This is a genomic window from Mycobacterium montefiorense (assembly GCF_003112775.1).
In the GTDB taxonomy this organism is placed as follows: Bacteria; Actinomycetota; Actinomycetes; order Mycobacteriales; family Mycobacteriaceae; genus Mycobacterium; species Mycobacterium montefiorense.
The window spans coordinates 395,453-417,301 of sequence record NZ_BFCH01000002.1 but is presented as its reverse complement, the minus strand read 5'-3'; the positions used below and the strand labels follow the sequence as shown (position 1 = coordinate 417,301).

The window sequence follows — 21,849 nt, the reverse complement described above, 5'->3', positions numbered from 1 at the left end:
CGAAGCTATGGCCTTCTAAAGTTGGATCTTGCCCTCTTGCGCCAACAATCCGATGTCGCTGCGAAAATGACTGCCCGGCAGTCGAATTGAGCGCAGGATCTCGTAGGCGTGCTCGCGCGCCGCGGACAGGTCGGCGCCGGTGCCCACCACTGACAGCACCCGGCCGCCCGAAGAGACGATTGCGCCGTCGTCGCGGCGCGTCGTTCCGGCGTGCAGCACACCGTCGGCTTCGGACCCGACGATGACGTCACCCACCCGGGGACGCCCCGGGTAGTTCTCGGCCGCCAGCACCACGGTCACGGCGGCACCGTCTCGCCAGCGCAACTCGCCGAAGTTAGCGAGTTCGCCGGCGCCGGCGGCATGCAGCAGCTGCCCGAGCGGTGAATCCAGCAAGGCCAGTACGGCCTGGGTCTCCGGATCGCCGAAGCGGCAGTTGAATTCGACCACTGCCGGCCCGTTGGAGGTGATGGCGAGTCCGACATAGAGCAGACCGGAGAACGGGCATCCGCGCTGAACCATCTCGGCCGCAACGGGTTCCACGATCGCGGTGAGCACTTGCCGGTATACATCGTCGGGAAGCCATGGCAACGGCGCGTAGGCGCCCATGCCACCGGTGTTCGGGCCCGCGTCGCCGTCACCCACCCGTTTGAAATCTTGCGCCGGCAGCAGGGGGACCACTGTCTTGCCGTCGACCACACAGAACAGCGAAACCTCCGGGCCGTCCAGAAAGGACTCCAGCAGCACGGGATGACCCGCTTCGAGCAGGCCGGCACCATGAGCGCGGGCCGCGTCGCGATCCGGAGTCACCACCACGCCTTTGCCGCCCGCCAGAGAGTCGTCCTTGACCACCCAAGCCGGATCCCCTGCCGGCGGGCCGAAGCGATCGAGGGCTGCATCCAAATGTGCTGGATTGTCCACGATTTCGCTGGACGCAGTGCGCACGCCGGCGGCCGCCATGACCTCCTTGGCGAATGCCTTCGAGCCCTCGATGCGAGCCGCATCCTTGCTGGGCCCGAAGCACACGATGCCGGCGGCGCGCACGGCGTCGGCTACCCCGAGCACCAAGGGGACTTCGGGCCCGATGATGACCAGGTCGGCCCGCACCTCGCGTGCCAAAACCACCACAGCCTCACCGGAGGTGATGTCGACGTCGTGTTGCTCGGCCAGCCGGGCGGTGCCGGCGTTGCCGGGAGCAACGGCAAGCCCTGTGACCTGCGGATCTCTACTGAGAGCCGACAGCAGGGCATGTTCACGGGCACCGGAGCCGATCACCAGAACGCGCACGAGAGGTCAGACTAGCGTCACGACGTTACAGGATTTTCTCGAGCAGGCTCTTGAGGTCCTTTTGCTGCGCTGCGCTCAGACGTCCCAGACGCTTGTTGAACTCGTCGGACAGCAACGACAGGCCTTTCTTGGCCGCTTGCCTCCCGGACGCGGTGAGCAGCAGCCGATGACGCCGCAAATCGGACGGATCGATCTCGCGGGTCACGAACCCCGCGGCCTCAAGCCGTTTCAGGTAAAGCGTCACCGTTGCCTTGGGCATGCTCAGCGTCGCGGCCAGTTCGGCCGGGTAGGGGTGCTCGTCGATCTCGGCCAGCAGGAACAGTTCCTTGGACTCGAGCCCCAATGCGCAGATATTGGGCTCGGCGCACGAGATGACGGAGAGCAGCACCCGATAATTCAGTGACCAGATCTTGGCCGCATCAACCGCAGACATCGACTTGCCAGATCGTTCAGTCGTGAACTAGTTTGGGAATGAACAACCTCATATCCGAACAATGTACCAGGAAGTGGGCACCATGCCGCTGGATCAATACGTGACACTCGGACGGTCCGGTTTGCGCGTCAGCCCGCTGTGCCTGGGCGCAATGACGTTCGGAGAGGATCTCGGCTGGGGTACCAGCGTGGAGGAGTCCCAGCAGATCATCGATCGGTACGCCGAACTCGGCGGCAACTTCATCGACACCGCCAACTTCTACACCCGCAGCCACTCCGAGAAGATCATCGGCGACCACATCGGGCGCCACACGGACCGCCGCGATCGCATGGTGATCGCGACCAAGTTCAGCGGCAACCTGTATCCCGGCGATCCCAACGGTGGTGGCTCGGGACGCAAATCGCTGATCAGCGCCTGCGACAACTCGCTGCGACGACTACAAACCGACTACATCGACCTGTACTGGCTGCACATGTGGGATCCGAACACTCCCATCGAGGAAACGATGGGAGCGCTCGACGACCTGGTTGCGGCCGGAAAAGTTCGCTACATCGGCGTCTCGGACACCCCGGCGTGGAAGATCGTCGAGGCCAACCTGATCGCCCGCTTCCGCGGCTGGTCGGCATTCGTCGGTCTGCAGATCGAGTACTCGCTGCTCGAACGCACCGTCGAACGAGAGCTGGTTCCGATGGCCAGCGAATTCGGCCTCGGCATCACACCGTGGTCACCCCTGAAAAATGGTGTGCTCAGCGGCAAGTACACCCGGCGAAATGCCGGTCAGCACAACGCCGATCGCGGCGCGCTGGTGGAGGCCACCCTCACCGACAGGACCTACGCGGTCATCGACGAACTCGAGGTCATCGCGAAAGCGCATCACACCAACGTGGCAAGCGTGGCGCTCGCGTGGCTGCACCCACGGTCCGCCGTCTCGTCGATCATCATTGGGGCACGCAGGCTTTCGCAGCTCGAAGACAACGTCCGCGCCGTCGACGTCAACCTCAGCGCCGAGGAACTAACCCGGCTCGACAAGCTGACCAAACCGAGCCTTGGTTTCCCGCAAAACATGCTGGGCATGGCTCCGGGCATGATCCAAGGCGGAACAACGATCAACGGGGTTTTCGGGCCGACCTCCGAATACGTGATGCCCGAAGGCGGCCAGCCCTACTAGAAGCGATCGCCCACCCCCGCGAGCCGACTTAGTCGGTCTTGCCCGAGTGCATCTTCAGCGCACCCTCGACGTTGGCTTTCTTGTCCTCGCCAGCACCCTTCGCGGCGGCTTTCTTGCGTTTTGCCACCACGGCTGAGACCGCCCCATTGAGCGCAGAACCGAGCGGGAACCCGAGATAGTGGGTGAGGAAGACAGCCATCTCCTTGAGCTCGTCCTCGGTGAGTTCCCCGTTCAGCAGTGCCGCATTGATCTGGATCTCGGCCAGGTCACGGCTTCCGACTGCCGTCACGGCCGTCAACGTCATGATCCGTTTGTCGCGCATCGACAAACCCGGCCGGTTCCAGATACTGCCGAACAGGTGGTCGACGGTCAGGTCGAAGTACGCGTCGCCCTCTATGTTGGGCATCTCCCACCCGTAGACCTCATTCATTTTCTCGAGGCCCTTGCGGCGCAATTCGTCCATTTACGTCTCTTTCTGTGTGTGCGGCACCCCGAGGCCGCCCGCCAGCCGTTCATATGCCAGCTGGGCGAGCGGCAGGTCAACCGATACGGCTTCGCCCAGACCTAACGCCAGGCTCAGATCTTTCTCCCCCAAGCCACGAGTGTGCAAGAACGGCTCGTACAGGAAGTTGCCCGGCTCAAGGTCTTTCATGTCCGCGCGCACCATGATGGCTCCCGGCCCGCTGGTCAGCGCGTCGGTGTGGCGCACCACCCGGCCCAGCGCCTGTAGATCCAGCCCCGCCGCCTCGGCCAGCTTCATGGCTTCGCATGCCGCCGCGTACGAGGTGAACGTCAACATGTTGCGCGCCAGCTTCATTCGCGTCCCAGCACCAGGCTCGCCGGCGTGGATGACCATCGCCGCCCAGTGTTTGAATGCCGGCTTGATTCGCTCGTACACCTCGCGCTCAGCGCCCACCATCGTGGCGAGCTCGCCCTTCGCCGCCGCGGCCGCCCCACCACTGACGGGCGCGTCGACGACATGGATGCCTTGCGGTTTGAGCTCGGCGGCCAGCTCGACGGCGGTGGTGTCGCTGATGGTGGAGTGGATCGCGATGACGGTGCCGGGCTTCGCATTGGCGGCCAGCTCGCCGACGACCTCACGCACCTGGGCATCATTGAGCACGGTGATATGGATGATGTCGGCGGCGGCAATGTCGGCGACGCTGTCGGCGATGCCGGCACCTTTTTCTATCAGCGGCGTCATCGCCTCAGTCCGGATGTCGTAAACCGTTACCCCGCCCGGCCATTCGGTCATCTTCGTGGCCATCGGCGCGCCCATGTTTCCCAGCCCGATATACCCCAGCTTCAGCTCTGTCATGACCGTATTATCTGTCCACCGTCAACGTTGAAGATCTGCCCAGTGATCCATTTGGCCTCATCCGACAGCAGGAACAGGCACATGCCCACCAGATCCTCTGGAGTTCCCATGCGCGACAACGGAAGACCCTTGACGATGTCGTCGACCATCTCCTTGGGCGTGGTGGTCCGGTTGGCCTCGGTGTCGATGGGGCCGGGCGCGATCGCGTTGATCCGGATGTTGCGGCCGCCCAGCTCGCGCGAGAGCTGCTGGGTCAGGCCGTTGATGCCGACCTTCGCCAGACCGTAATAGTTCGCGTACAGCCAGGCAGCGGTGGACGACTGGTTGACGATCGCCCCGCCGCCGCGTTTGGACATCTTTTTGTAGACCGCACGGGTACACCACAGCGCGCCATCGAGATTGACGCTCATGAATTTCTTGTAGTACTCGGGATCGATGGTGAGCAGGAAGTCCAGCTTCATGCCACCGAAGATCGCCGCGTTGTTGACGAGGTAGTCGATGCCGCCGAACTCGGCCAGCGTGCGATCGGCCATCGCTTTGGCTGACTCCGGATCCGAAACGTCGACCGGGATGCTGATGGCCGTGCCACCGTCCGCGGAGATCTGCTTGGCCACTTTCTCGGCAGCGTCCGCATTGATGTCGGCCACCACAACCGCGGCGCCCTCACGGGCCAGCGCCTCGACGTAGGCTTGGCCGATGCCGCCGCCCGATCCGGTGACGATGGCGACCTTGTTCTCAAATCTCATGCTTGCAAGCTCCTCTGGTCAAACCGCTGTCGCGATGGTCTTGGTCTCCAAGTACTCCTCGAAACCGGCCAATCCCATCTCGCGACCGTTTCCGGACTGCTTGTATCCGCCGAACGGCGCGTCGGCCGAATACCACACGCCACCATTGACATTGATCGTGCCGGCGCGGACCCGCGCGGCCGCCCGCGCCGCCCGCTCCGGGTCGGTGCCGAATACCGTGCCCGACAACCCGTATGCCGAATCGTTGGCGATACGCACGGCGTCGTCGTCGCCGTCGTGCGGAATCACAGTCAGGACAGGACCGAAGATCTCCTCGCGCGATACCCGAGCGTCGTTGCCCAGGCCCGCGATCAGGGTGGGCTCGATGAAGAAACCGACTTCGCGGCCGGCCGGCCGGCCGCCGCCGCACGCGAACGTCCCGCCCTCGGCGATCGCCGAGTCGAGGTAACCCTGGATGCGATCCCGCTGGCGCGCCGAAATCACTGGGCCGCAGATGGTTCCGGGGTCAGTCGGGTCACCGGCCTTGATGCCGCCCATCGTCGCGGCAGCGATCGAGACGGCTTCGTCGTACTTGGCCCGTGGCACGACCAGCCGGGTGGTGATCGCGCATCCCTGCCCGGCGTGCATGCACACCGAGAACCCGGCCATGCTCACCGCACCGCCCAGATCGGCGTCTTCGAGGACGATGAAGGCCGACTTGCCCCCCAGCTCGAGGAACACCTTTTTGATGGTCGCAGCGCCGTCGGCCATCACGGCGCGGCCGGTCGCCGTCGACCCGGTGAACGAAACCATATCCACCCGAGAGTCTTTCGACAACATCGCACCCACGCTGTGATCACTGGAGGTGACGATGTTGATCACACCGGGCGGAAAATCGGTGTGCTCGGCGACGAGTTCGCCCAACACGGCAGCACACCAGGGGGTATCGGGGGCGGGCTTGAGCACCACGGTGTTTCCGGCGGCCAGCGCGGGCCCGATCTTGGCGAGGTTGATCTGGTGCGGAAAATTCCACGGGGTGATAGCGCCGACGACACCAACGGCCTCACGGGCGATGGTGCGCCGGGTGGGGATGCCCATCGGCTTTGCCTCGCCGAGATCTTGGCTGTATTCATACGATTCGGCGGTATCCGCCGCGAACGCCAGGTCGTTGACCGGGACTTCGAGCTGAGCGATTCCGGTGAGCATCCGTGGCGCGCCGACTTCGGCGATGGTCATGTCGCGCAGTTCCTCGAGGTGCTGCTGCATCGCCTCGCGCAGCTGGCGCACGCACCGGACCCGTAACTCGGTGTTGCGCGACCAGTCCGTCTCGTCGAAGGCGCGGCGTGCGGCATCGATCGCACGGCTCATATCCTCGGCGTCGGCGTCGGCCGCCACGCCGAGTACTTCCTCGGTCGCCGGGTTGATGGTCGGGAAGGTACCGGCACCGCCGGCCGACATCTTGCCGTCGATGAAGAGTTCACTCACGCCGCCGGCCAACAAGGCCATCTCTCACTCCCGTCTATGCGTGGTTTACGCGTGGCAAATCGAAGGGGGAATCCATCCGTCCAATTGATGGACAGTTGTCCGATAATGTTCCATCGGACCATAGCCGTCGGGCCATCCAGGGTGCAAGAGCCGATCTGATGCCCAGCTGCAGAGTGCCGCGTAAATGCACATTAAGCTGTGTATTTTCCGGGCGGGCTTGCTTCGCCTCCCATCCGTCCGATAGCTTGGACATGTGTCCAGCGATGCCCTGGTTACGGCCGCAGCCCAGGCCGAGCAACCGACCGGTCAGGCGCCGCGCAATCGCCGCCAAGAGGAGACCTTCCGCAAGGTGCTTGCCGCGGGCATCGAAACCCTGCGCGAGAAGTCGTACGCCGACCTGACGGTGCGCGCCGTCGCGGCCCGGGCCAAAGTCGCCCCGGCCACCGCTTACACCTACTTCTCGTCGAAAAACCACTTGATCGCCGAGGTGTACCTGGACCTGGTCCAACAGGTCCCGTTCTTCACCGACGTCAACGACCCCATGCCGGTCCGGGTGGACAAGGTGTTGCGCCATCTGGCCCTGGTGGTTGCCGATGAGCCCGAGGTCGGGGCGGCATGCACGATCGCCCTGCTCGGCGGCGGCGCCGATCCCGCGGTAGGCGCCGCGCGCGACCGGATCGGCGCGGAGATCCACCGCCGCATCGCGACGGCAATCGGGCCCGGCGCCGACGCCGGCACCGTGTCCGCGCTCGAGATGACGTTCTTCGGCGCACTGGTACAAGCCGCCAGTGGCCAATTCACCTATCACCAGATCGCCGACCGGTTGGCCTATGTAGTGAGTCTGATCCTGCCCGGCACCGGGGAGACGAGCCAGGAGACAACAACTTAAATGACCGTCCATGTTGGAGACCACGAATTGGTCCTCGATCCTTACGACTATGACTTCCACGAAGATCCGTATCCGTATTACCGGCGGCTGCGCGACGATGCTCCGCTATATCGCAATGAGGAATTGAACTTCTGGGCGCTGTCCCGGCACCAGGATGTGCTGCACGGATTCCGCAACAGCACAACGCTTTCCAACAAGTTCGGCGTCTCGCTCGACCCGGTGTCGCGCGGCCCGCACGCCAGCAAGACGATGAGCTTCCTCGCGATGGACGACCCGGGCCACCTACGGCTGCGCACCCTGGTGTCGAAGGGTTTCACGCCACGACGCATCCGCGAGCTCGAGCCACGGGTCACCGAGATCGCGGTCAAGCATCTCGACACCATGCTGCAGGCAGCCGCATCCGGCGCCGTCGTCGACTACGTCGACGAGTTCGCCGGCAAGTTGCCGATGGACGTGATCTCCGAACTGATGGGCGTCCCCGAGGCGGACCGCGTCCAGGTCCGAGCCTGGGCGGACGGCGTGATGCACCGCGACGAGGGCGTCACCGACGTGCCGCCGGAGGCCGTCGAGGCGTCCATCAACCTGATCGTCTATTACCAGCAGATGGTGGCCGAGCGACGCACCACGCCGTCCGACGATCTGACCACCGCGCTGCTCGAAGCCGAGATCGACGGCGACCGACTCACCGACGACGAAATCATCGGGTTCATGTTCTTGATGGTGATCGCCGGAAACGAGACCACCACCAAACTGCTTGCCAACGCCGCATTTTGGGGGCACAAGAACCCCGATCAGCTGGCCGGGGTCTACGACGACACCGAACTGGTGACGCCGTGGGTCGAGGAGACCCTGCGCTACGACACGTCCAGCCAGATCCTCGCTCGCACCGTCGCCGGCGAGCTCACGCTGTACGACACCACGATCCCCGACGGGGACGTCCTGCTGCTGCTCCCCGGTTCCGCCCATCGCGACGAGCGGGTGTTCGACAACCCGGACAACTACCTGATTGGTCGTGAAATCGGCTCCAAGTTAATGAGTTTCGGTAGTGGCGCGCACTTCTGCCTGGGTGCCCATCTGGCCCGGATGGAAGCCCGGGTCGCGCTCACCGAGTTGTTCAAGCGAATCCGCGGATATCAGGTGGACGAGGCCAACGCCGTCCGCGTCCACTCCAGCAATGTCCGCGGATTCGCTCACCTACCCATCACCGTGGAGACCCGCTGATGCCTCGTTTTGCCCCCCTGCCCGAACGTCGACCGGCGATCGTGGCCGGCGCCTCCGCTGGCATCGGGGAAGCCACCGCCATCGAACTCGCGGCGCACGGCTTCCCGGTCGCCCTGGGCGCCCGCCGGGTCGACAAGCTTGACGACATCGTCGGCAAGATCAACGCTGGCGGTGGCGAGGCGGTCGGATTCCACCTGGACGTCACCGACCCTAACTCAGTGAAATCCTTTGTCGCACAATCAATCAACGCACTCGGCGACATTGAGGTGCTGGTGGCCGGCGCCGGTGACACCTACTTCGGCAAGCTCGCCGAAATCACTACCGACGAGTTCGAGTCGCAGCTGCAGATCCACCTCGTCGGCGCCAACCGGCTGGCCGCGGCGGTGCTGCCGGGCATGCTGGAGCGCCAACGTGGCGACCTGATCTTCGTCGGCTCCGACGTGGCGCTGCGCCAGCGCCCGCACATGGGCGCCTACGGAGCGGCCAAGGCCGCGCTGGTCGCGATGGTCACCAACTTCCAGATGGAGCTCGAGGGCACCGGCGTGCGGGCCTCGATCGTGCACCCCGGCCCGACGAAGACGTCGATGGGCTGGAGCCTGCCGGCCGAAAAGATCGGCCCCGCCCTGCAGGACTGGGCCAAGTGGGGCCAGGCCCGCCACGACTACTTCCTGCGCGCGTCGGACCTGGGGCGAGCCATCACGTTCGTCGCCGAGACACCGCGCGGTGGCTTCATCGCGAACATGGAGCTTCAGCCCGAAGCCCCGTTGGCCGACAACACAGACCGCCAGAAGCTCGCACTCGGCGAAGAGGGGATGCCGTCATGACAACCGCTATCGTGCCCCGGGTTTCCGGCGGCGAAGAAGAGCACGGCCATCTTGAGGAATTCCGCACCGACCCAATCGGTTTGATGAAGCGCATCCGCGAGGAGTGCGGTGACGTCGGCTGGTTCCAGCTGGTGGACAAGCACGTCATCCTGCTCTCCGGCTCGGGTGCGAACGAGTTCTTCTTCCGGTCCGCCGACGAGGACCTCGACCAGGCCGAGGCGTATCCATTCATGACACCGATCTTCGGCAAAGGTGTCGTGTTCGACGCCAGCCCCGAGCGGCGCAAGGAGATGCTGCACAACTCGGCGCTGCGCGGCGAGCAGATGAAGGGCCACGCCGCCACCATCGAGGGCGAAGTCAAGAAGATGATCGCCAACTGGGGCGACGAGGGCGAGATCGAGTTGCTCGACTTCTTCGCCGAGCTGACGATCTACACGTCGACAGCCTGCCTGATCGGGCTGAAGTTCCGTGAGCAGCTCGACCATCGGTTCGCGGAGTACTACCACGAACTGGAACGCGGCACCGACCCGCTGTGTTACGTCGACCCGTACCTGCCGATCGAAAGCTTCCAGCGCCGCGATGAGGCACGAGTCAAACTCGTTGCGGTGGTGCAGGAGATCATGGACCATCGGCTGGCCAATCCGCCCAAGGACAAGGCCGACCGCGACATGCTCGATGTGCTCGTGTCGATCAAAGACGAAGAGGGCAATCTTCGGTTCTCGGCCGACGAGGTCACCGGGATGTTCATCTCGTTGATGTTCGCCGGGCACCACACCAGCTCGGGGACCTCGGCGTGGACCCTGATCGAGCTGATCCGCCATCCCGAGGTCTATGCGGAGGTGCTCACCGAGCTCGACGAGCTCTACGCCGACGGTCAAGAGGTGAGTTTCCATGCGCTGCGGTCGATTCCGAAGCTGGACAACGTGGTCAAGGAGACGTTGCGCCTGCACCCGCCGCTGATCATCCTGATGCGGGTCGCCAAGGGCGAATTCGAAGTCGAGGGTTTTCCGATCCACGACGGTGACTTCGTCGCGGCGTCCCCGGCGATCAGCAACCGCATCCCGGAGGACTTTCCGGACCCGGACGCGTTCAAGCCGGACCGCTACAACAAGCCCGAGCAGGCCGACATCGTCAACCGGTGGACCTGGATTCCGTTCGGTGCGGGCCGGCATCGCTGCGTGGGTGCCGCATTCGCCCAGATGCAGATCAAGGCGATCTTCTCGGTTCTGTTGCGCGAGTACGAGTTTGAGATGGCACAGCCCGCCGATAGCTACCACAACGATCACTCGAAGATGGTGGTGCAGCTGGCCCGACCCGCCAAAGCCCGCTACCGCAAGCGCACCGCCTAGGGGTTCTGGCATGGCATTTCGCATCGAAGTCGACCTGGATCTGTGCCAGGGCCACGCCATGTGCGAACTGGGGGCGCCGGATTTTTTCCAGGTGCCCAAGCGGGGCAAGGTCGAGATCATTGACCCCGAGCCGCCCGAAGACGCCCGCGATGAAGTCCAGCGCGCGGTCGATATGTGCCCAACGCAAGCACTATTCATCAAAGAGAAGGAAGACTGAGGACAATGGCGTCACACTCTCGCGCAGATCTCGAGGCATGGGTCGACCGCTGGCTGCAGGCCAACAAGGACTGCGAAAAGGCCGGTGACTGGAAGCCGCTGGCCGACTTCTACACCAAAGACGCGACCTACGGCTGGAACATCGGCCCCAAGGAAGATGTGATGTGCGTGGGCGTCGACGAGATCCGCGATGTCGCGCTCGGCCTGGAGATGGAGGGCCTGGACAACTGGGTCTACGAGTACCAGAAGGTGCTCATCGACGAGAAGCAGGGCGAAATCGTCGGCTTCTGGAAGCAGATCGTCAACAAGACCGACGGCAGCCAGGACGAGATCTACGGCATCGGCGGCAGCTGGTTCCGCCTCAACGGCGAGGGGCTCATCGAGTGGCAGCGTGACTTCTTCGACTTCGGTCACGTCGCGAAGATGTTCGCGAAGCTCATCGAGTCCGGCGATCTCAGCGCCGGAATGCGCAAGCGCATCGAACGCAGCATCGCCGGCGAGAAACTGCCCGGCTACTACCCGCTCGGCCAGGCTCCTGTACCGATCTGGTGATCTCCCGACCGGTTGGTGGTCCCCCACTTGTCGACGGCCCGGTGATTCAGGTCATAATGGTCTGCGAATGAGAACACGTTCTAAAATTGCATCCGGCCGTGGCCGGTCCCTTTCACCGGCATTCGGGTCTGGGCACGTTAGTGGAGGTCCTTCATGAAGACAAAAGGCGCGCTGATCTGGGAATTCAACCAGCCGTGGTCGATCGAGGAAATCGAGATCGGCGACCCGGCCAAGGATGAAGTCAAGATCCAGATGGAAGCGGCCGGGATGTGCCATTCGGACCACCATCTAGTTACCGGTGGCATCCCGATGGCGGGCTTCCCGGTACTCGGCGGCCACGAGGGCGCCGGCATCATCACCGAGGTTGGCCCGGGCGTGGAAGACCTCGCCCCGGGCGATCACGTGGTGCTGTCGTTCATCCCGTCCTGTGGGCAGTGTCCGACGTGCCAGTCGGGCATGCGCAACCTGTGTGACCTGGGCGCCGGCCTGCTGGGCGGCCAGGCGGTTAGCGACGGCACCTCCCGTATCCAGGCCCGCGGGCAGAACGTCTTCCCGATGACGCTGCTGGGCACCTTCTCGCCGTACATGGTCGTGCACCGCGCCTCGGTGGTGAAGATCGACCCGTCGGTCCCCTTCGAGGTGGCTGCCCTGGTGGGTTGTGGTGTCACCACCGGGTATGGCTCCGCGGTCCGCACCGCGGACATCCGGCCGGGGCAGGACGTCGCGATCGTGGGCGTCGGCGGGGTCGGCATGGCCGCTTTGCAGGGCGCGGTCAATGCGGGCGCCCGCTACATCTTCGCGATCGACCCGGTGGAGTGGAAGCGCGACCAGGCGCTGAAGTTCGGCGCCACGCACGTCTACCCGGACATCGACGCCGCGCTGATGGGCATCATGGAGGTCACCTACGGCCTGATGGCCCACAAGGTGGTAGTCACCGTCGGTGAGCTGCATGGCGCCGACGTCGACAACTACCTCAACATCACCCAAAAGGGCGGCACCTGCGTGCTGACCGCCATCGGCAGCCTGCTGGACACCAACGTGAACCTGAACCTGGCGATGCTGACCCTGATGCAGAAGAACCTGCAGGGCACCATCTTCGGCGGCGGCAATCCGCAGTACGACATTCCGCAGCTGCTGTCGATGTACAAGGCCGGCAAGCTCAACCTGGACGACATGGTCACCACCCAGTACAAGCTGGAGCAGATCAACAACGGCTACCAGGACATGCTGGACGGTAAGAACATTCGCGGCGTCATCCGGTTCACCGACGCCGATCGGTAACCCGACCGGTCCTGAGTGACCAGCTTTCCGCACCTCTTGGCGCCGGGACGAATCGGCGCCATGACGGTGCGCAATCGGGTCGTCATGTCTCCGATGGAGACGATGTATGGCACCCCGGATGGGATGCCCTCGCAGCGCACCCGCGACTACTTCGCCGCGCGCGCCCGTGGTGGGGTTGGGCTGATCACATTGGGCGCCACCGGAGTTGACCATCGCCATCCCGAGACTCCCGGTGGCCTGCACCTTGGGACCGATGAGGCGGTGGACGCCCATCGGGCGCTGGTGGAGATCGTGCACGAACACGGCGCCAAGATCCAGCCTCAGATCGTGCATGCCGGTCCCGATGGCCTAGGCCCGGAGATCTTCGGCGTCACGTCGTTGGGGCCGTCGGTGATCCCGTCGTATCTCACCGGCCGTCCATCGAATGAGATCAGCCGCCAACAGCTGTGCGAGGTTTTCGACTTGTTCAGGGCCGCGGTGCGCCGCGCCGCCGAAGCCGGCTACGACGGTATCGAGCTGCATGCCGCACACGGCTACATGCTGCTTGGCTCTTTCCTTGCCCCGCAACGTAATCGGCGTATCGACGACTACCGGGGCGACTCGACGCGGGGCCGGCTGCAAGCGGTACTGGAGGCGCTGGCCGCAATTCGGTCCGAGGTCGGCGAGGCGCTGCCGATCACCCTGCGCATCTCCGGGTACGAACGCGTCGCGGGCGGCCGTCCGATCTACGAAACCGCCCGAATGGCACCCGAACTCGTCGCCGCCGGGGTGAACGCTTTCCACGTCAGCGGCGGGGTGATCGATCGACTGGTCACCGGGATGGTCAATGCCGCCGACGACGGCGACGCACTCAACGTCGGCGCCGCCGCCGCGGTCAAGCAGGTGGTCGATGTGCCGGTGATCGCCGTCGGCCGGATCCATGACCCCGCCCGGGCCGAACAGATCCTGGCCGACGGACGGGCGGACTTCATCGCAATGGGGCGTCCGCTGCTGGCCGATCCCGACCTGCCGCACAAACTGCAATCTGGTCAGGCGCACCGGGTCCGCAAATGCATCTCCTGCGAGAACTGCATCGATGCAATGGAACAGCGCTTCTCCGTCGACTGCGCCGTCAACCCGCGCACCGGCAAGGAGCGCGAACTGGCGGCGCCCCGCGCCGGGCGCGCCAAGCGTGTCGTGGTGATCGGCGGCGGGCCGGCAGGCCTGGAGGCCGCCCGGGTGGCTGCCGAGCGGGGCCACCGCGTCACGCTTTTCGAACGCGCCGGCCAACTCGGCGGCGCGATGCGATTTGCCTCCGTGCTGCATCCGGAAAACCAGCCGTTCCTGAGCTACCTGCGCGACGAGATCAAACTGAGCAGCGCGAAAGTCTATCTGGGCCATCCCGTTTCGGCTGAAGATGTCGCAGCGCACGCGCCCGACGCGGTGGTGGTGGCCACCGGCGGCCACGTCGCGGTTCCCACGATTGCAGGAGCCGACCTGCCACACGTGCACACCGGGCCGGGATTGCGTGAGTTGCTCGGCGGCCACGCCGAATCCACCGATCCTGTCTGGCAGCGGTTGGGCGCCTCACTGTTGGCGGGCTGGCGGCAGCGGCTGGTTCATCCCGCCGTGGTCCGGCTTGCCACCCGTGCCTGGATGCCGGTCGGCCGGCAGGTCGCCATCATCGGCGGCGACCTGGTCGCCCTGGAACTCGCCGAGTTTCTGGCGAGCCGGGACCGGCTGGTGTCGATCATCGAGGGCGGCAAGGACATCGCCCCGGAAGTGGGCAACAAACGCAAGACCGAACACATGGACCGGCTCGACCGCCTCGGCGTCACCGTCCACGTCCGTGCCGCTGTCGATCGCATCACGACGGCGGCCGTCGCGTTCACGCCCGCCGGTGGAACATCTCGAGAGCTGCCCGCCGACAGCGTCGTGATCGCCGGATCGGTCGAACCCGACACCGCGCTGTTCGACACGCTCAAAGCCGCCTTGCCCGGCGCGGACGTACACGCCGCCGGCGATTTCAGCGGCCTGGGACTCATTCGTAAGGCAACAGAGGAAGGCGCACGGGCCGCGTGCGCGATCTAGTGACAGGAGAAGAGAACCATGACCCAAACTGCCCAATCCCCGGCACTGACCGCGTCGCAGTCGTCGTGGCGCTGCGCCCAAGGCAAAGACCGGGACGGCTGGCTGGCACTGATGACCGACGATGTTGTCATCGAGGACCCGATCGGTAAGTCCGTCACCAACCCGGACGGAACCGGTGTGCGCGGCAAGGCGGCCGTCGGCGAGTTCTTCGACAGCAACATCGCCAAGAACCAGCTGACGATCACCTGTGAGGAGACCTTCCCATCGAGCACACCCGACGAGATCGCTCATATTCTGGTGCTGCAGAGCAAGTTTGAGGGCGGCATCACCAGCAAGGTGCGCGGCGTGTTCACCTACAAGGTCAACGAAGCGGGCCTGATCACCAACATGCGTGGGTACTGGAACCTCGACGTCATGGAGTTCGGCCAGCAGGACTGACTCCGGGTCGTCCGATCGCCGAACCTATGCTGGGGTCATGGCGTCGATCTTCACCAAGATCATTAACCGTGAACTACCCGGCCGATTCGTTTATGAGGACGACGACGTCGTCGCATTCCTGACGATTGAGCCAATGACGCAAGGGCACACGCTGGTGGTGCCGCGCGCCGAGATCGATCAGTGGCAAGCCGTCGACAGCGCAGCGTTCGGTCGCGTGATGTCGGTGAGCCAGCTGATCGGCAAGGCCGTGTGCAAGGCGTTCCACGCCGAACGTGCCGGCCTGATCATCGCCGGGCTGGAGGTGCCGCACTTGCATGTCCACGTGTTCCCCACCCGCAGCCTGAGCGACTTCGGATTCGCCAACGTCGACCGCAACCCGTCGGCGGAGTCGCTCGATCAAGCGCAGGCCAGGATCAAGGCGGCGCTGGAGCAGCTGGCGTAGGCCTCAGCCGACCTGGGCGGGTACGTCACTGACGCGCGGCAGGCTGACGCGAAAGCAGCAGCCCTCCCCCGGTGCGGTGCGCACGGTCACGTTGCCGCCATGCGCCTGCACCAACGAGTCGACGATGGACAGCCCCAGTCCGGTACCACCGCTGGCCCGGGCGCGGGACGAGTCGGTGCGATAGAACCGCTCGAACACCCGTGACGCATCCTGCTGACTCATGCCGGGGCCCTTGTCGGCGACTTCGACCACCGCGTCGTCACCCGAGGTGCCGACCCGGACGATGACGTCCGCGGTTGCCGGGGTGTGCTGCAAAGCATTGGCCACCAGGTTGCTCAGCACCTGACGGATCCGGGGCTCGTCACCGAGCACCTCGGGGGTGCCGGGGCCGTCGAGAACTTCCATCGTGATGGATCGCTTGGGGTCGATCGCCTGCCCGTCGTGCACGGCGTCGCTGGCCAGCGCCAGCAAGTCGACGCGATGGTGTTCCAGCGGGCGTTGCACGTCGAGCCGCGCCAATAGCAGCAAGTCGTCGACCAGCAAGCCCATCCGGCTGGCTTCGCTTTCGATGCGCGATAGCAGCATCGCTACGTCGCGCGCCGCGCCCTGCCGATACAGTTCGGCGAACCCGCGAATGGTGGTCAGCGGGGTGCGCAATTCGTGGCTGGCGTCTGTGATGAACCGGCGCATCCGGTCCTCCGAGCCGCGGGCCGTCTCGGCCGAGGACTCCGAGGACGCCAGCGCTTGCTGAATCTGGGTGAGCATTCCGTTGAGCGCCAACGAAAGTCGGCCCACTTCGGTTCGGGGATCACGTTCTGGGACACGACGATCCAGTTGCCCCGCCGCGATCGCGGCAGCAGTCTGTTCGACCTCGATCAGCGGCCGCAGGCTGCGGTGTACCACCGCGAAGCCCGCGATCCCAACCACGACCAGCACCGCAACCCCGATGCCGAACTGCAACCACACCAGTGACCGCACCGTGTGCTGGACGTCAGACAGGTCGATCGCGACGGTTGTCAAGCCGTTGGGCCCGCGTACCGTCACCGCGCGCCACTGGATGTCGGAGCCGTGGATCGAGGGCAGGGTCGTCGGGTTGGGGCCGACGTCGTTGTCGGGTGGCAGCGCCGGTTCGGCGTTGCGGTCGTTGATGGCCGTGAACGGTTTGCCGTCGGTGCCGACGCCGCGCACGTAGTACTTCGACGGGGGCCGGCCCGGGTCCGGGCCTTCGTAGGAGGACTCCGTCAACTGCCGCCGCGGTGCCGAGGCCCAGCCGCGGGATGCCTCCAGCAGCGTCTGGTCGATTCGGCTGATCAGACTGTGTCGCAGGATCGAAGTGACCATGATGCCCGAGGCCGCCAGACCGCAGGCCACCAAGACCAGGGTGGCCGCGACCAGCCCCACCCTCAGGGGCAGTCCACGCCGAACCTGGGTGGCCGTTTCCGTTTTCGTCGCCACCGATTACTACTTTCGCCGAGTTGCCGAGTGCGTGCTCAGCGCGGCTCCCGCAGAACATAGCCCACCCCGCGCAGAGTGTGCAGCAGCCGCTTGTCCCCAGTATCGATCTTGCGACGCAGATACGACACATAGGACTCGACGACGTTCACGTCGCCACCGAAGTCGTAGCGCCACACGTGGTCGAGGATTTTTGGCTTGCTCAATACCGTGCCCGCGTTGATCACGAAGTAACGCAGCAGCGTGAATTCGGTGGGCGACAACGACACTGGTTCGCCGGCCTTCCACACTTCATGGGTCTCTTCGTCCAACTCGATGTCGGCGAACGTCAGGCGGGCGTTGTGTGTTTCGGTGCTCCCCTTGCCGGCCCGCCGCAAGATGACCCGCAGCCGTGCGACGACCTCCTCCAGGCTGAACGGCTTCGTCACGTAGTCGTCGCCGCCCAACGTCAGGCCGGCGATCTTGTCCTGCAGGGAGTCGCGGGCCGTCAGGAACAAGGCCGGGGCGTCGATGCCATCGGCACGCAGTCGGCGCAGCGCCCCGAAGCCGTCCATCCCGGGCATCATCACGTCCAGGATCACCGCGTCGGGCCGCGCTTCACGCGCGCGGTCCAGAGCTTGAGCCCCGTTGGTAGCCGTGGCGACCTCGAATCCCTGGAACTTCAGACTCACGGAGAGCAACTCGACGATATTGACTTCGTCGTCAACAACGAGGACACGTGCCTCCGGTTTGGTTTCGCCTTGGCTTGCCGCTGTCATCTGCCTATATCCGCCCTTGGTTGAACGTTTGCTTTGCAGTCATTGTGTAAAACCTGGGAGCTCGGTAGCAAGACTCTGCTAGTAGTCTGCCAGGAATCATCGCATCAGCTTGGACCGGTCCCAGTTTTCCGGGGGCGCGTCGTGCATAGACTCGGGCTATGGATCTCGCCAGAAGCATGGTTGCCGTCGCGACGACGCCCGCGCGGGTCGGCCTTGCGGCTGCGGAAGCGAGCCTGAACCTCGCGAGCGCGGCAGTCGGGGTGGCGAAGCGATCGTTGGGCGAGGGCGGACAAACGCGTACCAACGCCGTCACTTCCATGCTCGGGCTCGACGAGACGATCAATCGGGCCAACCGCCTGGCCAGAATGATGGACGACGATGCGCCGCTGGGACGCGCGATGGCGGCCGACGGGCCGCTCGACCGGCTACTACGCCCGGGCGGCGTGGTCGACCTGTTGATGTCGGAGGACGGGCTGGTCGACCGCCTGACCGCCGACGGCGGCGGCCTGAAGCGCGCGCTGCAGCCCGGCGGGCTGGCCGATCAGCTGCTGTCCGAGGATGGGCTGATCGAACGGGTGCTGGCCGAGGATGGTTTGGCGGACCGGCTGCTTGCCGAAGGTGGTCTGATCGACAAGCTCACCGCCAAGCACGGTCCGTTGGATCAGCTCGCCGACGTTGCCGACACCCTGGCGCGGTTGACACCCGGAATGGAGGCGCTAGAGCCCGCCATCGCGACTCTGCAGGATGCCGTCACGGCACTCACCATGGTGGTCAACCCGTTGAGCAGCATCGCCGAACGCATCCCGCTACCCGGACGCCGGCGCTCCGTGTCGCGTCCGGTGACCTCACAGCGCATCATCGACAGCGACTCGTGACCCGTTAGGCTGGCAGCCGATTTACCCGGCCTCCTTAGCTCAGTGGTAGAGCACTCGCCTTGTAAGCGAAAGGTCGTCAGTTCAATCCTGACAGGGGGCTCCGAAATCTGAGACGGTGTTTACGGGTGGCCGGGAAGGCCGTCCAGCCCTCCCTGGATACCGTGCAGATCGTCTTGGATGCCTTGCAGTTTTCCTTCGATGGCCTGCATATCGGAGAGAGTGTTCTGATACGCGGGCACCTCGTCCGCCATGGACGGTCGAGACTGCGGGCAGTACGAGACGATGGCGCCCGCGGTGACGTCGGCGCTTTGATTGGCGTCCCATATCGACGATCGCTGCACGAATCCGACCGCCTCCGCCAAATTAGGTTGGCGCGCCAGGAAGTCGCAGACCGCGTGCCCTTGGGCCATCACGTATTCCTGGCTCGGAACCGGTATACCTTCCTGCTTCAGCGTGGCGATGAACACCATGTCGACCATGTCAATCCGCGGAGCAAGCGGTTTCGGAGCGGGCGGTTTGGTCGGCACGGGTGGTTTGGGCGGCACGGCCGACGGCGGGGTTTCCGCCGACTGCTCCGGCGAACTCTGGTGGTGCGCCGCGAACATCACCACCACCGCTGCGAACACGGCTATCAGAGATAGCGGCAACGCCGCGAAAAGGCTCAAGCGGCGGCGCGCGCCCTTAGTCCGGCGCGGCGTGGTTTTGTCGGTTTTGGGCTCGCGCAACCAGGAGTCGGGGACGTACACGATTTCGTCGGGCGACGCCGCGTCGGGAAGAGGCGTCCCCGAGCTGTGGGCCAGCAGCTCGTCGAGCAGTTTGTCGGCCTCGCGAGACGACGGCTGACCGCCCTGCGCAGCGATCCGCCGCAATTCTGACTCGATCGCCTCGCGGTCCCGCACATCATCCAGTTTGCGAGTGTCACGAGATTGTGACAAGTCCTGGTCGACACCGTTGCAACACCGGCTGATGGCGGTGAGGCACGCGGTTACATTCCCGCTGGCCACGCCACGCTCAACCACGTCGCAATGCAGCGTCATTCACAAAACACCCACACAGTGACAACACAGTTAACTCTCGGTTAACGCCCCTAGCATGACCCGCCATGAAGAAGTTGCTTTCTGCATTGGCGCTGATGATTCCGCTGGCTGCAATGCCTGACGCAATCGCTACGGCTCACGCCGACGCCGTCATCTTCCTTCCCGACTGGCCCAACCATCGCAACCAGACGGAAAAGACAATATGCGCCGCCCTGGCGCAGGGTTGGTCACGCCGCCAGATCGTGAACACTGCGGAAAATGCGAACAATTCCGAGCTGACCGGGCTAGGCGACGACGAAGCAGCAGAGCGCGCCGACGCATACATCGATGCCGCTCGCTACGACGATTGTCCGACGCTCAACGCGAGCTGATCGATCCACGCCTTGGGCATAGCGCCGGGTTTACCCGCACGGCGCGTCGGGTAACTCCCCACCTAATGCAGCTGATTCGGTGGGCCCCGGGCCCGTCGGTTCCATGTTGGGAAAAGAGGGGACTAATTGTGCGGGCCAAACACCGACTGGCCGGATCGCGCAGCCAACGCCGATCACTCGTCTACGGCGCCGCCCCCATTTCCATTCTGTGCGCGGCGAGCTTCGCAGCATGGGTGATCGACACCGAAAAGCCAACGGCACCTGACCATGTGACTTCAGCGATACCGACGGCGGCGGCTCCCCAGCCGGTGAGTCAGGAGGGAATCCTGATCGCGGTGTCCGCGGACTCGGTAACCGCGATCAGCGCCAGCGGGTACATCCAAACCTACTTCCTTACCCCTGACACCACCGTAGTCACCGGCGGTTCCAGCCACCCCGTCACCGCCACTTCATATTTCATGGTAAATGATGCAGTCGACATTGTCGGGACCGTCCATGATGGCCGAACCTTTGCCACCAGCCTGACCAACCACAATTTGGGACATGGTGACGGCCCGCCGATGGATGCCATTGCCAGCTAGTAGCTAAGCGCCACAGTCAGATTGGCGCCTAGCGAATAGGGGTACTCCACTTTTCACGGCAAACTCCTCAAGAGTCGCCACGCCCGAAAGGTGAAGCCCAGCAATGACTTCGGCCTATCCGATAGACGTGCTGCTTGTCGAAGACGACCCAGGTGATGAACTGATCACACGAGAAGCGTTCGAGCACCACAAGATCGCCAACCAGCTCCATGTGGCCCGCGATGGCGCAGAGGGTTTGGATTTCCTCTACCGCCGCGGTGAATTCCGCAATGCGCCACGCCCCGATCTCATTTTGCTGGATCTCAATCTACCCAAATTCGACGGCCGCCACGTCTTGGAAACCATCAAATCAGACCCTGAACTGCAAGACATCCCGGTCGTGGTGCTCACCACGTCGTCGTTACAAGAGGACGTCTTGCGCAGCTACAACCTGCATGCCAATGCCTACGTCACCAAGCCAGTCGACCTCGATCGGTACATGGCCGCCATTCGGCAGATCGACAACTTCTTTGTCCAGATCGTGCGGCTACCGTCACGCCGCTAGCCTTGCCTGCCAGCAGGTTTCGCGGCGTGTGATGATCTGTCGCTGAAGCGAAACGCGGCCCTGGTTTTTTCCAGGATCGACGGGGTATGCGAAAGCTTATGAGTGTGGAGCTTCAAACAGATTCGACCGCACCGGGCCCGCTACGTTGCGGGGGCGCAGCCGACGCCACTACTGCGTACAAGTTGCGCCATACCCTGCAGAGCTGGCTTCAAGAGGTGCCGCAGGCATCGGCGGACGTCGGCGAGGACATCATCCTCGGCGTCAACGAGGCGCTCGCCAACTGCGTCGAACACGCGTACCGCGCTCAAGACACGATCGGCACTATGACACTGCGGGCCGGCTACGACCCGGCCGCGCAGACCATCAGCGTGTGCGTCAGCGATCGCGGAACTTGGCATCGGCGCTCACCGTGCAAACCCCACGACCCTCGCGCGTCCCGGGGCATCATGTTGATGCATGCCTTGGCGGACCACTGCACCATCAACGCTCGCCCCGACGGCACCACCGTGTGCCTTGATTACTCTGCAAGCCAATAG

24 protein-coding genes, 1 tRNA gene and 1 pseudogene are annotated in these 21,849 nt (G+C 64.4%); 17 read left to right on the top strand and 9 right to left on the bottom strand.

Translation table 11 applies throughout. The annotated features are described in order from the left end of the window. Nucleotides 1–15: 15 nt before the first annotated feature. Entirely contained in the window at nt 16–1,284 is a 1,269-nt protein-coding gene (gene purD, locus DB708_RS03085; RefSeq protein WP_108920445.1) for a phosphoribosylamine--glycine ligase, read from the bottom strand. A gap of 25 nt (nt 1,285–1,309) precedes the next feature. Further along, nucleotides 1,310–1,717: a MarR family winged helix-turn-helix transcriptional regulator gene (locus tag DB708_RS03080; RefSeq protein ID WP_108920444.1), complete on the bottom strand. Its 408-nt coding sequence runs from the start codon at nt 1,715–1,717 to the stop codon at nt 1,310–1,312. Between the two features lie 73 nt (nt 1,718–1,790). On the opposite strand from DB708_RS03080, the gene DB708_RS03075 reads away from it, so the two are divergent. Further along, nucleotides 1,791–2,885, top strand: a complete 1,095-nt coding sequence (locus tag DB708_RS03075; protein ID WP_108920574.1) for an aldo/keto reductase — start codon at nt 1,791–1,793, stop codon at nt 2,883–2,885. Between the two features lie 28 nt (nt 2,886–2,913). Here the strand turns inward: DB708_RS03075 and DB708_RS03070 are convergent, their stop codons facing one another. The 4 genes from DB708_RS03070 to DB708_RS03055 are packed head-to-tail and all read right to left on the bottom strand — an operon-like array spanning nt 2,914 to nt 6,434. Then, nucleotides 2,914–3,348 carry a carboxymuconolactone decarboxylase family protein gene (locus DB708_RS03070; protein WP_108920443.1) on the bottom strand — a complete coding sequence of 145 codons (435 nt, stop codon included), beginning with the start codon at nt 3,346–3,348 and terminating at the stop codon, nt 2,914–2,916. Further along, the gene (locus DB708_RS03065) at nt 3,349–4,203 is read right to left on the bottom strand and encodes an NAD(P)-dependent oxidoreductase (protein ID WP_108920442.1); all 855 of its coding nucleotides are present in this window, start codon (nt 4,201–4,203) and stop codon (nt 3,349–3,351) included. It abuts the gene before it with no gap. Beyond that, nucleotides 4,200–4,949 (bottom strand): SDR family oxidoreductase, encoded by a 750-nt coding sequence (locus DB708_RS03060; RefSeq protein WP_108920441.1) that lies wholly within the window; start codon nt 4,947–4,949, stop codon nt 4,200–4,202. The genes DB708_RS03065 and DB708_RS03060 overlap by 4 nt, the downstream gene beginning before the upstream one ends. Before the next feature lie 18 nt (nt 4,950–4,967). Continuing rightward, the gene (locus DB708_RS03055; protein ID WP_108920440.1) at nt 4,968–6,434 is read right to left on the bottom strand and encodes an aldehyde dehydrogenase; all 1,467 of its coding nucleotides are present in this window, start codon (nt 6,432–6,434) and stop codon (nt 4,968–4,970) included. A 232-nt stretch (nt 6,435–6,666) separates the two neighbouring features. Between DB708_RS03055 and DB708_RS03050 the strand changes: the two genes are divergently transcribed. The 10 genes from DB708_RS03050 to DB708_RS03005 all read left to right on the top strand — a co-directional run bounded on the left by DB708_RS03050 (nt 6,667) and on the right by DB708_RS03005 (nt 15,695). Further along, on the top strand, nt 6,667–7,302 hold the full coding sequence (locus DB708_RS03050; protein ID WP_108920439.1) for a TetR/AcrR family transcriptional regulator: 636 nt from the start codon (nt 6,667–6,669) through the stop codon (nt 7,300–7,302). Then, nucleotides 7,303–8,523, top strand: coding sequence for a cytochrome P450 (locus tag DB708_RS03045; RefSeq protein WP_108920438.1), 1,221 nt, complete (start codon nt 7,303–7,305; stop codon nt 8,521–8,523). Next, entirely contained in the window at nt 8,523–9,347 is an 825-nt protein-coding gene (locus DB708_RS03040; RefSeq protein WP_108920437.1) for an SDR family oxidoreductase, read from the top strand. The genes DB708_RS03045 and DB708_RS03040 overlap by 1 nt, the downstream gene beginning before the upstream one ends. Further along, nucleotides 9,344–10,696: a cytochrome P450 gene (locus DB708_RS03035; protein WP_108920436.1), complete on the top strand. Its 1,353-nt coding sequence runs from the start codon at nt 9,344–9,346 to the stop codon at nt 10,694–10,696. The genes DB708_RS03040 and DB708_RS03035 overlap by 4 nt, the downstream gene beginning before the upstream one ends. 10 nt (nt 10,697–10,706) lie before the next feature. Further along, on the top strand, nt 10,707–10,913 hold the full coding sequence (locus DB708_RS03030; RefSeq protein WP_108920435.1) for a ferredoxin: 207 nt from the start codon (nt 10,707–10,709) through the stop codon (nt 10,911–10,913). Between the two features lie 5 nt (nt 10,914–10,918). Continuing rightward, nucleotides 10,919–11,464: a hypothetical protein gene (locus tag DB708_RS03025; protein ID WP_108920434.1), complete on the top strand. Its 546-nt coding sequence runs from the start codon at nt 10,919–10,921 to the stop codon at nt 11,462–11,464. A 153-nt stretch (nt 11,465–11,617) separates the two neighbouring features. Beyond that, entirely contained in the window at nt 11,618–12,745 is a 1,128-nt protein-coding gene (locus tag DB708_RS03020; protein ID WP_108920433.1) for an NDMA-dependent alcohol dehydrogenase, read from the top strand. Nucleotides 12,746–12,760: 15 nt separating this feature from the next. Continuing rightward, nucleotides 12,761–14,815 carry an FAD-dependent oxidoreductase gene (locus tag DB708_RS03015; protein WP_108920432.1) on the top strand — a complete coding sequence of 685 codons (2,055 nt, stop codon included), beginning with the start codon at nt 12,761–12,763 and terminating at the stop codon, nt 14,813–14,815. An 18-nt stretch (nt 14,816–14,833) separates the two neighbouring features. Continuing rightward, on the top strand, nt 14,834–15,253 hold the full coding sequence (locus DB708_RS03010; RefSeq protein WP_108920431.1) for a ketosteroid isomerase family protein: 420 nt from the start codon (nt 14,834–14,836) through the stop codon (nt 15,251–15,253). Nucleotides 15,254–15,290: 37 nt separating this feature from the next. Further along, complete coding sequence (locus tag DB708_RS03005) at nt 15,291–15,695, top strand: HIT family protein (protein ID WP_108920430.1); 405 nt, start codon at nt 15,291–15,293, stop codon at nt 15,693–15,695. Here the strand turns inward: DB708_RS03005 and DB708_RS03000 are convergent. Next, a pseudogene (locus DB708_RS03000) lies at nt 15,667–17,150 on the bottom strand (sensor histidine kinase). The gene DB708_RS03005 and the pseudogene DB708_RS03000 overlap by 29 nt on opposite strands. 35 nt (nt 17,151–17,185) lie before the next feature. After that, nucleotides 17,186–17,905: a response regulator transcription factor gene (locus DB708_RS02995; protein ID WP_108920429.1), complete on the bottom strand. Its 720-nt coding sequence runs from the start codon at nt 17,903–17,905 to the stop codon at nt 17,186–17,188. A gap of 158 nt (nt 17,906–18,063) precedes the next feature. Between DB708_RS02995 and DB708_RS02990 the strand changes: the two genes are divergently transcribed. Both DB708_RS02990 and DB708_RS02985 read left to right on the top strand, forming a co-directional pair. Then, nucleotides 18,064–18,780 carry a hypothetical protein gene (locus DB708_RS02990; protein WP_108920428.1) on the top strand — a complete coding sequence of 239 codons (717 nt, stop codon included), beginning with the start codon at nt 18,064–18,066 and terminating at the stop codon, nt 18,778–18,780. A gap of 28 nt (nt 18,781–18,808) precedes the next feature. Further along, nucleotides 18,809–18,880, top strand: a tRNA-Thr gene (locus tag DB708_RS02985). A gap of 19 nt (nt 18,881–18,899) precedes the next feature. On the opposite strand, the gene DB708_RS02980 is transcribed toward DB708_RS02985, so the two are convergent. Next, nucleotides 18,900–19,679, bottom strand: coding sequence for a DUF732 domain-containing protein (locus DB708_RS02980; RefSeq protein WP_108920572.1), 780 nt, complete (start codon nt 19,677–19,679; stop codon nt 18,900–18,902). 203 nt (nt 19,680–19,882) lie between these two features. Between DB708_RS02980 and DB708_RS02975 the strand changes: the two genes are divergently transcribed. The 4 genes from DB708_RS02975 (at nt 19,883) to DB708_RS02960 (ending at nt 21,849) form a co-directional block, all read left to right on the top strand. After that, nucleotides 19,883–20,188, top strand: coding sequence for a hypothetical protein (locus DB708_RS02975; protein ID WP_108920427.1), 306 nt, complete (start codon nt 19,883–19,885; stop codon nt 20,186–20,188). Between the two features lie 128 nt (nt 20,189–20,316). Further along, entirely contained in the window at nt 20,317–20,769 is a 453-nt protein-coding gene (locus DB708_RS02970) for a hypothetical protein (protein WP_108920426.1), read from the top strand. A 103-nt stretch (nt 20,770–20,872) separates the two neighbouring features. Next, nucleotides 20,873–21,313 (top strand): response regulator, encoded by a 441-nt coding sequence (locus tag DB708_RS02965; RefSeq protein WP_108920425.1) that lies wholly within the window; start codon nt 20,873–20,875, stop codon nt 21,311–21,313. Nucleotides 21,314–21,411: 98 nt separating this feature from the next. Then, complete coding sequence (locus DB708_RS02960; RefSeq protein WP_108920424.1) at nt 21,412–21,849, top strand: ATP-binding protein; 438 nt, start codon at nt 21,412–21,414, stop codon at nt 21,847–21,849.

Excerpts from the sequence above, each read along its gene's own strand:
- DB708_RS03080 (WP_108920444.1), bottom strand. The coding sequence starts at position 1,717 with ATGTCTGCGGTTGATGCGGCCAAGATCTGGTCACTGAATTATCGGGTG.
- DB708_RS03070 (WP_108920443.1), bottom strand. The coding sequence starts at position 3,348 with ATGGACGAATTGCGCCGCAAGGGCCTCGAGAAAATGAATGAGGTCTAC.
- DB708_RS03065 (WP_108920442.1), bottom strand. The coding sequence starts at position 4,203 with ATGACAGAGCTGAAGCTGGGGTATATCGGGCTGGGAAACATGGGCGCG.
- DB708_RS03060 (WP_108920441.1), bottom strand. The coding sequence starts at position 4,949 with ATGAGATTTGAGAACAAGGTCGCCATCGTCACCGGATCGGGCGGCGGC.
- DB708_RS03055 (WP_108920440.1), bottom strand. The coding sequence starts at position 6,434 with ATGGCCTTGTTGGCCGGCGGCGTGAGTGAACTCTTCATCGACGGCAAG.
- DB708_RS03045 (WP_108920438.1), top strand. The coding sequence starts at position 7,303 with ATGACCGTCCATGTTGGAGACCACGAATTGGTCCTCGATCCTTACGAC.
- DB708_RS03040 (WP_108920437.1), top strand. The coding sequence starts at position 8,523 with ATGCCTCGTTTTGCCCCCCTGCCCGAACGTCGACCGGCGATCGTGGCC.
- DB708_RS03035 (WP_108920436.1), top strand. The coding sequence starts at position 9,344 with ATGACAACCGCTATCGTGCCCCGGGTTTCCGGCGGCGAAGAAGAGCAC.
- DB708_RS03030 (WP_108920435.1), top strand. The coding sequence starts at position 10,707 with ATGGCATTTCGCATCGAAGTCGACCTGGATCTGTGCCAGGGCCACGCC.
- DB708_RS03025 (WP_108920434.1), top strand. The coding sequence starts at position 10,919 with ATGGCGTCACACTCTCGCGCAGATCTCGAGGCATGGGTCGACCGCTGG.
- DB708_RS03020 (WP_108920433.1), top strand. The coding sequence starts at position 11,618 with ATGAAGACAAAAGGCGCGCTGATCTGGGAATTCAACCAGCCGTGGTCG.
- DB708_RS03010 (WP_108920431.1), top strand. The coding sequence starts at position 14,834 with ATGACCCAAACTGCCCAATCCCCGGCACTGACCGCGTCGCAGTCGTCG.
- DB708_RS03005 (WP_108920430.1), top strand. The coding sequence starts at position 15,291 with ATGGCGTCGATCTTCACCAAGATCATTAACCGTGAACTACCCGGCCGA.
- DB708_RS02995 (WP_108920429.1), bottom strand. The coding sequence starts at position 17,905 with ATGACAGCGGCAAGCCAAGGCGAAACCAAACCGGAGGCACGTGTCCTC.
- DB708_RS02990 (WP_108920428.1), top strand. The coding sequence starts at position 18,064 with ATGGATCTCGCCAGAAGCATGGTTGCCGTCGCGACGACGCCCGCGCGG.
- DB708_RS02975 (WP_108920427.1), top strand. The coding sequence starts at position 19,883 with ATGAAGAAGTTGCTTTCTGCATTGGCGCTGATGATTCCGCTGGCTGCA.
- DB708_RS02965 (WP_108920425.1), top strand. The coding sequence starts at position 20,873 with ATGACTTCGGCCTATCCGATAGACGTGCTGCTTGTCGAAGACGACCCA.
- DB708_RS02960 (WP_108920424.1), top strand. The coding sequence starts at position 21,412 with ATGAGTGTGGAGCTTCAAACAGATTCGACCGCACCGGGCCCGCTACGT.